Origin of the sequence: Labrys okinawensis (genome assembly GCF_047345005.1) — a bacterium.
Taxonomy (GTDB): domain Bacteria; phylum Pseudomonadota; class Alphaproteobacteria; order Rhizobiales; family Labraceae; genus Labrys; species Labrys okinawensis.
In genome coordinates this window covers 1,178,919-1,192,408 of the sequence record NZ_CP178864.1, presented here as the reverse complement: position 1 = coordinate 1,192,408, position 13,490 = coordinate 1,178,919, and the positions used below count along the sequence as shown (strand labels likewise).

Genomic DNA, 13,490 nt, shown 5'->3' with positions numbered 1-13,490 from the left:
GGCGCGCATGTCACGCGACAAACCCCACAGGTTCGTCTATCCGGTTTGACCGGTAGTTTGCAACTCGTATAAATCGCGCGCACTTGCTACTTTTCGCCGCCCCGCTACAAGAGGCGGCCTCCTCCGAGCTGGAACGCCTTGTCCAATCCCCTCATTCTCATTCCCTCTCGCCTGGCCTCGACGCGCCTGCCCAACAAGCCGCTCGCCCTCATCGGCGGCGAAGCGATGATCGTGCATGTCTGGCGCCGGGCCTGCGATTCGCGTTTAGGCCGGGTTGCCGTCGCCACCGATACCACCGAGATCGCCGATGTCGTCAGGGCCGCAGGCGGCGAGGCGGTGATGACTCGGAGCGACCATCCCTCGGGCTCAGACCGCATCCATGAGGCGATGATGACGCTCGATCCGGACGGGCGTCACGACATCATTATCAATGTGCAGGGCGACCTGCCCACCATCGAGCCGGAATCGATCCGCGCGGTATTCGGCCCGCTCGCCAACAAGGCTGTGGATATCGCCACCCTCGCTGCGGTGATCCGGCGCGAGGAGGAGAAGACCAACTCCGCCGTCGTGAAGGTGGTGGGTACGCCGATCGAGCCGGGCCTCCTGCGCGCGCTCTATTTCACCCGGGCCACCGCACCCTGGGGCGAGGGCCCGCTCTATCATCATATCGGCCTCTATGCATATCGCCGGGCAGCGCTGCAGCGCTTCGTCAGCCTGCCGCCCTCGACGCTGGAACAGCGCGAAAAGCTCGAACAGCTGCGCGCGCTCGAAGCCGGCATGCGCATCGATGCCGCGGTGGTGGAGGGCGTCCCGCTCGGCGTCGACACGCAGGAAGAGCTCGAACGTGCCCGCAAGATCCTCGAAAGCCGTATCGTATGACCGCGTCCCAGATGAAAGTCGCGTTCCAGGGTGAACCTGGCGCCAATTCCCATATCGCCTGCGTGAACGTCTATCCGGAGGCCGAGCCGCTGCCCTGCCCGACCTTCGAGGATGCTTTCAACGCCGTGTCCTCCGGCGAGGCGGATCTCGCCATGATCCCGATCGAGAATTCGGTGGCGGGGCGCGTGGCCGACATCCACTATCTCCTGCCGACCTCGGACCTCCACATCATCGGCGAATACTTCCTGCCCATCCACCACCAGCTGATGGCGGTGCCCGGCGCCAATTTCGACACCCTGCGCACCGTGCACAGCCATCCGCAGGCACTCGGCCAGTGCCGCAACAACATGCGGAAGCTCGGCCTCAAGCCGGTGACCGAGAGCGACACCGCCGGCGCCGCCCGCCTCGTGCGTGATTGGGCAGATCCAACCAGGGCAGCCCTCGCCTCCCCGCTCGCCGCCGAGATCTACGGCCTCACCATCCTGCAGGCCGATGTCGAGGACGAGCCGCACAACACCACCCGTTTCGTCATCCTCTCCAAGGACCCGGAATGGGTGCCTGCGGGACAGGGTCCGACGGTGACCTCGCTGATCTTCACGGTGCGCAACCTGCCGGCCGCCCTCTACAAGGCGATGGGCGGCTTCGCCACCAACGGCATCAACATGACCAAGCTCGAAAGCTACATGGTCGGCGGCCATTTCTCGGCCACGCAGTTCTACGCCGAGGTGGACGGCCATCCCGAGGAGAAGCACCTCAAGCGCGCGCTGGAGGAGCTGGGCTTCTTCTCGACGAAGATGCGCATCTTCGGCGTGTTCCCGGCGAGTCTGGACCGGGACGATCACCAGCCGCCGGCGGAGTGAGGCGCCCTGGGATCGCAGGCTTCCAGCCTGCTCTTCCACCGTCCAGGTATGGCCCGAGATTGGTGTGCCCTTCCGGCGAGCACCTCGTTTCCAGGAGCAGGCAAGGATGCCTGCGATCCCGGGAACCCTACGCCACCACCGCGCCGCCCTTTTCCGCGAACTCCTTGAGCAAATGATGCGCGATCGCCAGCGGCTTGGGGGCGTTGAAGCCCTCGGGGTGGCTTTCGGCCAGCATCTCGATCACCTCTGCTCGCGTGAACCAGCGCGCGTCTTCCAGTTCCTTGATATCGACGGTGATGTCGGCGCCCAGGGCTCGTGCGAAGCAGCCGATCATCAGCGATGAGGGGAAGGGCCAGGGCTGCGAAGCGAAGTAGCGCACATGGGAACAGGCGATGCCCGATTCCTCGTGAATCTCGCGGCGCACCGCGTCCTCGATGGTCTCGCCGGGCTCGAGGAAGCCGGCAAGGGCCGAGTACATCCTTTCGGGAAAGCGGGTCTGCCGACCCATGAGGCAGCGGTCGCCATCGATGGCCAGCATGATCACCACCGGATCGACCCGCGGGAAATGCTGAGTCGAGCAATTGGGGCAGTCGCGCCGCCAGCCGCCGCTTGTTGCCCTCGTCTCATGCCCGCAATTGGCGCAGAAACGGTGGCGCTGGTGCCAGTCGAGTACCTCCTTGGCCGTCGCGAGCTCACCCAGAATGCCGGGCGCCACGAGGCCGCGCATGGCGAGGGACCGCAAGTCCACCGCCTCGATATCGCTTCGCCAGGCCAACTCGTCGGTCAGCGCCTTGTCGAAAGCCCAGGCGAAGACGGCACCGCCATCGGGCTGCAGGCCGAGGAATACGCTTTGCCGGCTATCCTTGAAGGATTCGATCTCTTCCCGGTCGAAAAGCGCCTCATGCGTGCCCTCCCGCAATCGCAGCAATGGCGTATCGCCCGCGAAAGCCAGGAAGCGACTGGAGGAATGTGCGAGCTTTTCGGCAATGAAGCTGGCATCTTCGCGCTGCCCGGAGACCCGATCCAGCGGATTGACGGAATAGCCGATGGCGGCGGAACGATCGAACAATGTGTGCAATGTCATGACTTTTTTCAGGATATCGAAAGCTTTGTACGAAGCTGGCTAATTAAATTGGTTGCGGCATCCATCGAATAAGCGACAGCCGGTAGCTGCCCCCAGACCGGCTTCGGCCAGGCGGCGTCGCCCCGGAACCGCGCGATGACGTGAACATGGAGCTGCGGCACGAGATTGCCAAGGGAAGCGACATTGAGCTTGTCACAGCCGGTCAGCGCCTTCAACACCTGGCAAACCTGTGCGATCTCAGCCATGAGTTGCACCCGGTCGGCATCGTCGAGGTCGATGATCTCGCTCACGTCGGCCCGCTTCGGCATCAGCAGCAACCAGGGATGGGTCGAGTCGTTCATCAGCCGCACATGCGAGAGCGGCAGGTCGCCAATCCCGATACTGTCCTTGAGGATCTGCGGATGGAGGGTAAAGGCGGAGGACATGGGAGATTCCTGGGGGCGCGGACGTCTCGTCCGCTCTTCCTAGCCTTCAACCGCCGTGTTTCCAAGAGCAGACAGGACATCCGTAGGCGCTGACGTTGGTCGATAAAGGCGACGGAAACGCCGTCATTGCGAACGCAGCGAAGCAATCCAGGAGCCAAAGGGCGGTGTCTGTTGCCCCTGGATTGCTTCGCTGCGCTCGCAATGATGGCGTGGATTCCGCGCTACCCGATCACCAGCAGCAGATCCTTCGCATCGATCTGCGATCCCGGCGAAACTAGCAGTTCCGCCACCTTGCCGTCATGGGGGGCATGCAGCGCCGTTTCCATCTTCATGGCCTCGATGGTGAGTAGCACGTCGCCCGCCTTCACCGCCTGGCCTTCCTTCACAGCCACTGTCGAGATCGCACCCGGCATGGGCGCGGCGACATGCGCCTCGTTGCCCTCTTCCGCCTTGCGCCGGGCCTTGACGCTGCCGGCGGCGAGGCGGTTGGGTACCTTGATGATGCGCGGCTGGCCGTTGAGCTCGAAGAAGACGCGAACCTGCCCCTCCTCATCCGTCTCGCCAAGGGTCTGCAATCGGATGGCCAGCGCCTTGCCGCGCTCGATCTCGATGGAGAGTTCCTCGCCCGTCTTCATGCCATAGAAATAGGTCGGCGTCGGCAGCACCGAGACCGGGCCATATTTGCGCAGGGCATGGGCATAGTCGGTGAAGACCTTGGGATACATAAGATAGGACGAAATCTCGTTGCCCTCGACCTCGCGGCCGATCTTCTTCTCCGCTTCCGCTTTCAGGGCGGAAATATCGGCTGGCGGCAGGAGCGAACCAGGCCGCACGCTGATCGGCGCCACGTCCTTCAGCACCTTCTTCTGCAGGGCGGCCGGCCAGCCGCCCTCGGGCTGGCCGAGATCGCCATGCATCATCTCGACGACCGAAGCCGGAAAGGCCACCTCGCGGGCAGGATCCTCCACCTCGGCGGCGCTCAGGCCCTGCGCCACCATCATCAGCGCCATGTCGCCCACCACCTTGGAGGAGGGCGTGACCTTGACGATGTCGCCAAACATGTCGTTCGCCGTGCGGTAGGCCTTTGCCACCTCGTGCCAGCGTGTCTCCAGGCCGAGCGAGCGCGCCTGCTCCTTGAGATTGGTGAACTGGCCGCCGGGCATCTCGTGCAGATAGACCTCGGAGGCGCCCGCCTTCAGGTCGCTCTCAAAGGCGGTGTATTGCGTGCGCACGGCCTCCCAATAGAAGGAGATCTGGCGGATGGCCTCCTGGTCGAGGCCGGGATCGCGCTCGGAATGCCGCAGCGCCTCGACGATCGAGCCGAGGCAGGCCTGCGACGTGGTGCCGGACATAGCGTCCATGGCGGCATCGACGGCATCGACGCCCGCATCGATGGCAGCCAGCACGGTGGCGCCGGCAATGCCGGAGGTATCGTGCGTGTGCAGGTGGATCGGCAGGCCGATCTCCTGCTTGAGCTCGCTGACGAGCTTGCGCGCCTGGGCGGGCTTCAAGAGGCCCGCCATGTCCTTGATCGCCAGGATGTGGCAGCCGGCCTTTTCCAATTCGCGCGCCATCTTTACATAGTAGGCAAGGTCGTATTTCGGGCGCGAGGCATCGAAGATGTCGGCGGTGTAGCAGATCGCGCCTTCCGCCAGCTTGCCCGCTTCGAGCACGGCGTCGATGGAGACCCGCATGTTCTCGACCCAGTTGAGGCAGTCGAAGATGCGGAAAAGGTCCATGCCGGCCCCGGCCGCCTGCTTGACGAAGAGCTGCACGACATTGTCGGGATAATTGGTGTAGCCCACGCCATTGGCGCCGCGCAGCAGCATCTGGGTGAGGATGTTGGGGGTTCGCTCGCGGATCAGCGCCAGGCGCTCCCAGGGATCCTCGGTGAGGAAGCGCATGGCGACGTCGAAGGTGGCGCCGCCCCAGCATTCCAGCGAGAGGAGCTGCGGCAGGCCCGCGGCATAGGCCGCGGCGATGCCGGCGATGTCATACGTGCGCACGCGCGTCGCCAGCAGCGACTGGTGGCCGTCGCGCATGGTGGTGTCGGTGATGAGGACGCTCTTCTGTTCCTTCATCCATTGCGCGAATTTTTCGGGGCCGAGCGTATCGAAAAGTTGCCTTGTGCCCGAATAGGGCTTGCCCTCGAACACGGGCGCCACGGGCGTACGGGCCTCGGCCGGGGGCCTGGCACGGCCACGCGCTTCGGGATGGCCGTTAACAGTGACGTCGGCGATATAGGTCAGGAGCTTGGTGGCGCGGTCCCGGCGCTTGGCGAACTGGAAGAGCTCCGGCGTCTCGTCGATGAAACGCGTCGTATATTGGTTGTTGCGGAATTTCGGATGCGCCAGCACCGCCTCAAGGAAGGGCAGGTTGGTGGCGACACCGCGGATGCGGTACTCGCGCAGCGCCCGCGTCATGCGAGCGATGGCCTCCTGCGGCGTCGACGCCCAGGCCGTGACCTTTTCGAGCAGGGGATCGTACCAGCGCGTCACTACGGCGCCCGAATAGGCCGTGCCGCCATCGATTCGGATGCCGAACCCCATGGCCCCGCGATAGGCGGTGATGCGGCCGTAGTCCGGGATGAAGTTGTTCTCGGGATTCTCGGTGGTCAGGCGGCATTGCAGCGCATGGCCGCGCATGAAGATCTCGGATTGCGGCGGGATGCCCGTCTCATAGGCGCCGTCCTTACCGATGACGCCGATGCGGCCGCCCTCGGCGATGCGGATCTGCGCCTTGACGATATCGAGATCGGTAACGACCTCGGTCACCGTATGCTCGACCTGGACGCGAGGATTGACCTCGATGAAGTAGAACTTGCCGGTATCCGCATCCATCAGGAACTCGACCGTGCCGGCGCCGGAATAATCGGTGCCGCGGCCGATCTTGAGGGCGGCCGCGCAAAGTTCCTGGCGGGTCGCCTCGTCGAGATAGGGCGCGGGCGCGCGCTCGATCACCTTCTGGTTGCGGCGCTGGATCGAGCAGTCGCGCTCGAACAGATGCACGAGCGTGCCCACATTGTCACCGAGGATCTGCACCTCGACATGGCGCGCCCGCCGCACCAGCTTTTCGAGATAGACCTCGTCCTTGCCGAAGGCGGCCTTGGCCTCGCGCTTGGCGGTGAAGACAGCGTCGAGCAGCTTGTCCTCGCTCTCGATCGGCCGCATACCACGCCCGCCGCCGCCCCAGGACGCCTTGAGCATCACCGGATAGCCGACAGCCAGCGCCGCCGCCTTGATCGCCTCGGGATCGTCGGGCAGCGGCTCGGTCGCCGGCATCACCGGCACGCCGACGGAGATGGCAAGGTTACGCGCGTCGACCTTGTTGCCGAGGGTGCGCAGCGTCTGCGGGCTCGGCCCGATGAAGACGATGCCGGCCCCCGCGCAGGCCTCGGCAAATTCGGGGCTCTCGGAGAGCAGGCCGTAGCCGGGATGAATCGCATCCGCCTTCGCCTCCTTGGCGACGCGGATTACCTCCTCGATGGAGAGATAGGCCTCCACCGGTCCCTTTCCCTTGCCGATCTGGTAGGCCTCATCCGCCTTGAACCGGTGGAGGGAGAGCTTGTCCTCCTCCGCATAGATAGCGATGGTCGAGATGCCGAGTTCGGTGGCGGCGCGGAAGACGCGGATGGCGATCTCGGAACGATTGGCGACGAGCAGGCGGCGGAAGGGCGGACGCATGGACACTCGCATTCTGGAGGAGAGTGTCCGACTTTATGTTGCAATGCGAAGGGGATGCAAATGCTTTGCTGGGAGCGCGGACTTTGCTGGGAGCGCGGACGTCCTCGTCCGCTCTTGAACCGGTCCGGTCTCTGAGAGAGGCTTGCGCATTCTTCAACCGCCTCGTCTCTTCTTGGTGAGCCATAATTTCAAGAGCGGACGTCCGCGCTCCCAGCAAACGTCAGAAGCCCCGCCGGAGCGGGGCTTCCTACGAAACTACCGGGCTGGTGTCGGGGTGCAGGTCCGGTAGCCCGAACGTTTTAGTAGCAAACCTTCACCCGCTCCCAGTGCCAGCCGTAGTAGTCGGAAACCTGGCGGCGCTCGATGTAGCAGCGGCGATAATAGACCGGGCGATAATCGTCGTAATAGCCATAGCTGTTGCTGTAGGCGGCGCCGGCGAGCAGGCCGCCGATCAGGCCGATGCCGGCGCCGGCGGCGAAGGCGCCGTTGCGGCCATAGCGGGCTTCGGCGGTTCCGGTGGTAGCAACAGCAGCGCCAGCCAGCGTGGCAGCAACCAGAGTACCCGTCAGGATCTTCTTGAACATCGTCGTCTTCCATCTCTCTGTCTTTGCGCGGGCTTGCGCTTGATCGATGGGAAGACTTTGCCCCAGGGCAGTGATTACTTCCGTGCGATTAGGCACGGGTATGCCAGACGTGCTCGACGAGCGTCAGGCGGGATCGTCCGAGAGATAGGTAGCCTCGTAGTCCTGGCCACCATAAAAAATGCCAAGAATCAATATGGCATGCTCATGAACCGAGAAGTGACGGTCACCCGACGCTTGAAACCGATGACCCGCATTCCGGGGCGAAGATCGTCACGCCGGACCTCGCTTTGGGAAAGTTGCAAATCCATCGCAATAATTGAAAATTTCATCGACAAATCTGGCTGCTGCCATCGGGCTGCCTGCCAATGCAATCTTCCGCTCGAGATCTTGTAGTTGACCGATCGCTTCAGGAGAATAGTCAACACGCACGATTACCGACGTTCCTTACTCATGCGCTCACGGAAAGCTTTCATGATCGCGCGTGCCTCAGCTCCGCTGACGACACGCGATGGGTCTTTCATGGCGGCGTCATAGGCAGCCACGGCTTCCGTCTGGAGCCAACGCTCCAAGGCAGTTTCGCGCGCCTGCAACGCACGCAGCCCCTCACGAATCACCTCGCTTTCGCTGGCATATTCACCCGACGCCACCTTCTTCTTCACCATTTGTGCCATCTCATTCGGCAGGGTCACACTGAACTGCTGGGTACTTCTCATCGCAGCTCCGTTCTGGCCAGTAGGATTCCATGGGATAGAACACTATCACAGTGCTCAGGTTGCGCGAACAGGCGATTGCATCGCTTCGTGGGTTTGGACACCGGCACTTCGCCACGCTAACTTGCCCCCATGATCGACAAGTTCGAGTTCCTCATTGCCCTCTCCCGCGAGCACCATTTCGGACGGGCCGCAGAAATCTGCGGGGTGACGCAGCCCACGCTCTCTGCCGGCATCAAGCAACTGGAGGGCGAACTCGGCGTCCTCCTGGTCTCGCGCGGCTCGCGCTTCCAGGGTTTCACGCCCGAGGGCGAGAAGGTGCTGGAATGGGCGCGGCGCATCGTCGGAGACAGCCGCGCCATGCGCCAGGAGGTGGCGGCGCTCAAGCGCGGCCTCACCGGGCATCTCACCATCTCCGTCATTCCCACGGCGCTATCGATGGTGGCCTCGCTGACGACTCCTTATCGCGCCCGCCATCCCAACGTGACCTTCACCATCCTGTCGCGCACCTCGATCGACGTGCAGCAGGAACTCGACAATCTCGCCATCGACGCCGGCATCACCTATCTCGACAACGAGCCGCTGGGTAAGGTCTCCGCCATCGAACTCTATCAGGAGAGCTATTGCCTGTTGACCTCGGCCGACAGCGAATTGGGTGGGCATGAGACGGTAAGCTGGGCCGAGCTCAGCCATGTGCCGCTCTGCCTGCTGACGCGGGACATGCAGAACAGGCGCATCATCGACCAATTGCTGCGCAGTGCCGGCTCCGCCGCGACGCCGACACTCGAGTCCAATTCCATGCAGGTCCTGCTCTCGCATGTGCGCACCGGCCGCTGGTCGAGCGTGATGCCCTCGATCCTGGTGGAGCGGCAGGGCGTCGGCCAGAAGGTACGCTCGATTCCGATCGTCGAGCCGGCGGTGAAGCATATGGTGGGCCTGATCACCCCCCGGCGCGAGACGCAGACGCCGCTGGTGGCCGCGCTGATCGCGGAAGCCAAGCGCTTTGCGGCGGACGGGCGGGCGGATTGAAGCTACGAGCCCAGAATCTTTGCATCTTCCCGCTCAACGCGCTATCGGCATGGCCCAAATCAGAATGACTAGGCCGCTGCAATGAAGTTCACGCTTTCCTGGCTCAAGGACCACCTCGAAACCGAGGCTTCGCTCGACGAGATCGTCGCCACCCTCACCCGCATCGGCCTCGAGGTCGAAGGGGTGGAGGATCCCGCCAAGCGGCTGGCCGGCTTTTCCGTCGCCTATGTCATCTCGGCCGAGCAGCATCCCAATGCCGACAAGCTGAAGGTGTGCATGGTCGATGCCGGTAAGGGCGAGCCCGTGCAGGTGGTCTGCGGCGCCCCCAATGCCCGCACGGGCATGAAGTCGGTGTTCTCTCCGCCCGGCACCTATATTCCGGCCAAGAACATCACGCTCGCCATCGCGCCCGTGCGTGGGGTCGAGAGCCGCGGCATGCTCTGCTCGGAATTCGAGCTCGAACTCTCCAACGACCATGACGGTATCATCGACCTGCCCGCGGACGCACCCGTCGGCATGCCCTATGCCGACTATGCCGGGGTCAACGACCCCATCATCGATGTCAATCTTACGCCGAACCGCCCGGATTGCACGGGCGTGGTCGGCATTGCCCGCGATCTTGCCGCCGCCGGCCTCGGTACACTGAAGACGCCAGCCGTGCCCTCGATCGCCGGCGAAGGCCCCTGCCCGGTGAGCGTGGCGCTTGATTTCGGCGACACGCCCTCGCTGTGCCCCGGTTTTGCCCTGCGCCTGGTGCGCGGCGTCAAGAACGGCTCATCACCCGCCTGGATGCAGCGCCGCCTCAGTGCCATCGGCCTGCGCCCGATCAACGCTCTGGTCGACATCACCAACTACATCACCTTCGACCGCGGCCGTCCCTTGCATGTCTTCGATGCCGCCAAGGTCAAGGGCAACCTCACCGTGCGCCGCGCCCGGGACGGCGAGATGATCCTCGCCCTGGACGGCCGCCCCTACACGCTCAACGACACGATGTGCGTGATCGCCGACGAAGAGGCCCTCGACTCGATCGCCGGCGTAATGGGCGGCGAGCATTCGGGCTGCGATGCCGGTACCACCGACGTGCTGATCGAATCGGCGCTTTGGGAGCCGCTCAACATTGCCCGCACCGGCCGCGCGCTCGGCATCAATACCGATGCGCGCTACCGCTTCGAACGAGGCGTCGATCCAGAATTCATGGTACCCGGCGCCGATCTCGCCACGCAACTAGTGATGGATCTGTGCGGCGGGAAGCCGACCGAGATGTTCGTCGTGAGCGATCCCCTCCCGGCTGCGGAGATCATCGACCTGCCGGCGGGCGAGGTTGCCAGGCTGACCGGCCTCGACACCAGCCTCGAGGTCTGCGCCGACATCCTGGAACGCCTCGGCTTCGGCGTCATCCGCAAGCCTGACGCGCTGGCGGTGACGGCGCCGAGCTGGCGCCCCGATATCGAGGGCAAGGCAGATCTCGTCGAGGAGGTGATGCGCATCGTCGGCGTCGATACCATCCCGGTCACGCCGCTGCCGCGCGCCGCCCATGTGCCGCTGCCGGTGCTTACCGTGCTGCAGAAGCGCACCCGCCTCGCCAAGCGCAGCCTCGCCGCGCGCGGGCTGATGGAGGCCGTGACCTGGTCCTTCATCGCCAAGGACCAGGCCGAGCGCTTCGGAGGCGGCCAGCCGGCGCTCGCCCTCGCCAACCCCATTGCCGCCGATCTCTCCGACATGCGCCCCAGCCTGCTGCCGGGCCTGATCGCGGGCGGCCAGCGCAATGCCGATCGCGGCATCGCCGACGTCGCGCTGTTCGAGGTCGGCCAGATCTTCCGCGGCGACCGTCCTGAAGACCAGAAGATCGCCGCTTCGGGCATCCGTCGCGGTCTCGCCCGCCCTGCAGGCTCTGGCCGGCACTGGTCGGCGGCGCCGCAGCCCGTTAGCGTGTTCGATGCCAAGGAAGATGCGCTCAGCCTGCTCGCCGCCCTTGGCGCGCCAGTGGCGAGCTTCCAGATCGTGCCGGGTGCCCCCTCCTGGTATCATCCCGGGCGCTCGGGCACGATCCAGCTTGGGCCCCAGAACGTCATCGGCTGGTTTGGCGAATTGCACCCCGGTGCCCTCGAGGCGCTCGACGCCGATGGCCCCGTCGCGGCCTTCGAGATCATCCTCGATGCGATTCCGGTGTCCAAGCCCAAGGCTACCAAGTCGCGTGGCGTGCTCAATGTCTCGGCCTTCCAGCCGGTAACGCGCGACTTCGCCTTCTTGGTCGACCGCAAGGTACGCGCCGCCGACATCATCAAAACGGCGCAGGGCGTCGATAAGAAGCTGATCTCGGGTGTCTCGATCTTTGATGTCTATGAGGGCAAGGGCGTCGGAGAGGGCCAGAAGTCGGTCGCCGTCGAGGTCGTGCTGCAGCCTCTGGATCGCACTCTTACCGATGCCGAGATCGAAGCTGTCGCCGGCAAGATCGTTACCGAGGTCGGCAGGAAGACCGGCGCGACCCTGCGCTGAGACGTGCAGGCTTCCCCCGTGGCATCGACAGGATGTCGAGTCGGGGGAAGCGAAATTCTCTGACTGGCCTTGGTTTCCATCAGGGCGGCAGAAACACTCTCATTGCAAGCTCGCAATGACTGCTCCTGGCTCCGCTGCTGAGCCGCAAAGTGAGCACTTATGCCTGATCGGCCCGTGCTGATTCTCTCAGGCCAGGTTCAGGCTGTGCTTTACCCCTTCCAGCAGCAGCGCCAACTGGAGGGCGACGAACCGGTCCACCAGTTCTGCCAAGGAGGGATGGACCTCCACCGCCCGCCCTCCGGGCGCGTGCAGCGATACATAGCCCGCGGCCTCGGCATCCTCCAGAAGACGCCGCACATGCACGCGCGAGACGCCAAAGTAATCCGCCGTGGCGCCATAGTGGAAATGAACCGTGCGATCTGCCCGCACCTCGCCAGGCCGGTCGGTCGAGACCAGCTTCAGCAAGATCTCATAGCCGGCATTGCGGGACATGAAGAGACGGATGTCCGGAATCAGGTCGACGAGCGACCCATGCGTGAGGAAATACCGGCTCAAGAACTGGGATATGCCGGCAAGCAGCGTATCATTCGCCTCCATTTGCGAAATTGCATCGCTGACTTCTTCCAGAAGCGATAAGGCAATCAGCGGCGGTGTCAGCAGCCGCTTGCTGGTGGCAATCGCGGCGTGTGTCACCTCCAGCCTCTTGATGCGCCGGTCATGCGCCTCCTTGCGCTGGTGCAGATAGCCGGCCTGACGAAGCAGATTGAGCAACGTGCCGATCCGGTTGTGCCCGGCCAATTCGAGGCTTGCGCAGAATGCCTGCACGTCGGAGACCGTCACACCCGAAGAGGGATCGCCCGAGGCGTAGGAGAAATGGCGATCCAGCACATAGACACCCACGACCTGTCGCACCTCATCCGTTGCCATATGGGTCAACAGCTTGCTGTTCTTGAGGACAGCGACGTAGCGTCTAGCAAAGACATTCCGCGCGTTTTTGAACTCTGGATGCGCCCTTAACATCTGGGCATCCGCATAGATCGACGATTGAACTTCAGGCAACGATGTTCTCATGGATCGGTCGTAACAACAGTCTCTGTACATCTCTTGGTAGAGTCCGATTACGTTTAGTCAATCCTCCGGATGCGCGATTCCGCAAGCGGAGGTATATGGATAAGCCACATAGAAACCCGAATTGGCCGGGCTTTAGCTCTGGCTGTGGCTATGAGGCCACACATACCTGGTTCTTAGCACGCAATTTGAAAATGAACAGCAACATTCCTTTACGACAATGCGTAGTGATGTCCTACCCATTCCGTCTAATTATGCTGATATATATCGATAATCCTGCCAAATAATATTGTTTAGAATTGTTATAGAATTCAATAATTTCCAAATTGTCTTGCAAAACTGATCGGCATGGCGCCGTTCTTTTGAAGAAGTAGCCAGAGAGATAAAGGACTACTATATGTTTTCTCAAGGGCAAAGAGCCGATTGTTCGCCCTCGAAACGAAAAACAGGAAGCGATCAAACTGACTTGACTTCAAGTCCTGTGACCAAGACGCCCAAGATAGCGAAGTATTCTTTGAGAAAGAAGGCAGGAATAGTTTGTCCTATTCACGTGACAGGCTTGCTCGCCCTTCGCATCGCTTGAGACTGATTTGCGCCCGAAACGCCAGCGGCGGCGCCTGGGAGTAAAGCCATTCGAAACACTGACAGGAATCACCACTTCGAGGCCTAGCG

At 63.1% G+C, this 13,490-nt stretch carries 11 protein-coding genes; 4 read left to right on the top strand and 7 right to left on the bottom strand.

Annotation, left to right across the window (positions count from 1 at the left end):
- Positions 1 to 138: 138 nt before the first annotated feature.
- Positions 139 to 879 carry a 3-deoxy-manno-octulosonate cytidylyltransferase gene (locus tag ACMDCR_RS05745; protein ID WP_413991599.1) on the top strand — a complete coding sequence of 247 codons (741 nt, stop codon included), beginning with the start codon at positions 139 to 141 and terminating at the stop codon, positions 877 to 879.
- 11 nt (positions 880 to 890) lie between these two features.
- Positions 891 to 1,739 carry a prephenate dehydratase gene (locus tag ACMDCR_RS05740; RefSeq protein WP_413991598.1) on the top strand — a complete coding sequence of 283 codons (849 nt, stop codon included), beginning with the start codon at positions 891 to 893 and terminating at the stop codon, positions 1,737 to 1,739.
- A gap of 127 nt (positions 1,740 to 1,866) precedes the next feature.
- Here the strand turns inward: ACMDCR_RS05740 and nudC are convergent, their stop codons facing one another.
- From nudC to ACMDCR_RS05710, 6 genes are all read right to left on the bottom strand, one after another.
- Positions 1,867 to 2,823 carry an NAD(+) diphosphatase gene (gene nudC, locus ACMDCR_RS05735; RefSeq protein ID WP_413991597.1) on the bottom strand — a complete coding sequence of 319 codons (957 nt, stop codon included), beginning with the start codon at positions 2,821 to 2,823 and terminating at the stop codon, positions 1,867 to 1,869.
- An 8-nt stretch (positions 2,824 to 2,831) separates the two neighbouring features.
- On the bottom strand, positions 2,832 to 3,248 hold the full coding sequence (locus tag ACMDCR_RS05730) for an HIT family protein (RefSeq protein WP_413991596.1): 417 nt from the start codon (positions 3,246 to 3,248) through the stop codon (positions 2,832 to 2,834).
- A gap of 221 nt (positions 3,249 to 3,469) precedes the next feature.
- The gene (gene pyc, locus ACMDCR_RS05725) at positions 3,470 to 6,931 is read right to left on the bottom strand and encodes a pyruvate carboxylase (RefSeq protein WP_413991595.1); all 3,462 of its coding nucleotides are present in this window, start codon (positions 6,929 to 6,931) and stop codon (positions 3,470 to 3,472) included.
- 299 nt (positions 6,932 to 7,230) lie between these two features.
- Positions 7,231 to 7,515, bottom strand: a complete 285-nt coding sequence (locus tag ACMDCR_RS05720) for a hypothetical protein (RefSeq protein ID WP_413991594.1) — start codon at positions 7,513 to 7,515, stop codon at positions 7,231 to 7,233.
- 270 nt (positions 7,516 to 7,785) lie between these two features.
- Positions 7,786 to 7,944, bottom strand: coding sequence for a type II toxin-antitoxin system RelE/ParE family toxin (locus ACMDCR_RS05715; RefSeq protein WP_413991593.1), 159 nt, complete (start codon positions 7,942 to 7,944; stop codon positions 7,786 to 7,788).
- A 2-nt stretch (positions 7,945 to 7,946) separates the two neighbouring features.
- The gene (locus ACMDCR_RS05710; protein WP_413991592.1) at positions 7,947 to 8,228 is read right to left on the bottom strand and encodes a type II toxin-antitoxin system ParD family antitoxin; all 282 of its coding nucleotides are present in this window, start codon (positions 8,226 to 8,228) and stop codon (positions 7,947 to 7,949) included.
- A 129-nt stretch (positions 8,229 to 8,357) separates the two neighbouring features.
- On the opposite strand from ACMDCR_RS05710, the gene ACMDCR_RS05705 reads away from it, so the two are divergent.
- Positions 8,358 to 9,254, top strand: coding sequence for a LysR family transcriptional regulator (locus ACMDCR_RS05705; protein WP_413991591.1), 897 nt, complete (start codon positions 8,358 to 8,360; stop codon positions 9,252 to 9,254).
- Between the two features lie 81 nt (positions 9,255 to 9,335).
- Entirely contained in the window at positions 9,336 to 11,750 is a 2,415-nt protein-coding gene (pheT, locus tag ACMDCR_RS05700; RefSeq protein ID WP_413991590.1) for a phenylalanine--tRNA ligase subunit beta, read from the top strand.
- Between the two features lie 186 nt (positions 11,751 to 11,936).
- On the opposite strand, the gene ACMDCR_RS05695 is transcribed toward pheT, so the two are convergent.
- On the bottom strand, positions 11,937 to 12,821 hold the full coding sequence (locus ACMDCR_RS05695) for a hypothetical protein (RefSeq protein WP_413991589.1): 885 nt from the start codon (positions 12,819 to 12,821) through the stop codon (positions 11,937 to 11,939).
- Positions 12,822 to 13,490: the final 669 nt, after the last annotated feature.

Bases quoted from the DNA above. Each gene is read 5' to 3' on its own strand.
- ACMDCR_RS05740 (WP_413991598.1), top strand. From the start codon at position 891: ATGAAAGTCGCGTTCCAGGGTGAACCTGGCGCCAATTCCCATATCGCC.
- nudC (WP_413991597.1), bottom strand. From the start codon at position 2,823: ATGACATTGCACACATTGTTCGATCGTTCCGCCGCCATCGGCTATTCC.
- ACMDCR_RS05730 (WP_413991596.1), bottom strand. From the start codon at position 3,248: ATGTCCTCCGCCTTTACCCTCCATCCGCAGATCCTCAAGGACAGTATC.
- pyc (WP_413991595.1), bottom strand. From the start codon at position 6,931: ATGCGTCCGCCCTTCCGCCGCCTGCTCGTCGCCAATCGTTCCGAGATC.
- ACMDCR_RS05720 (WP_413991594.1), bottom strand. From the start codon at position 7,515: ATGTTCAAGAAGATCCTGACGGGTACTCTGGTTGCTGCCACGCTGGCT.
- ACMDCR_RS05710 (WP_413991592.1), bottom strand. From the start codon at position 8,228: ATGAGAAGTACCCAGCAGTTCAGTGTGACCCTGCCGAATGAGATGGCA.
- ACMDCR_RS05705 (WP_413991591.1), top strand. From the start codon at position 8,358: ATGATCGACAAGTTCGAGTTCCTCATTGCCCTCTCCCGCGAGCACCAT.
- pheT (WP_413991590.1), top strand. From the start codon at position 9,336: ATGAAGTTCACGCTTTCCTGGCTCAAGGACCACCTCGAAACCGAGGCT.
- ACMDCR_RS05695 (WP_413991589.1), bottom strand. From the start codon at position 12,821: ATGAGAACATCGTTGCCTGAAGTTCAATCGTCGATCTATGCGGATGCC.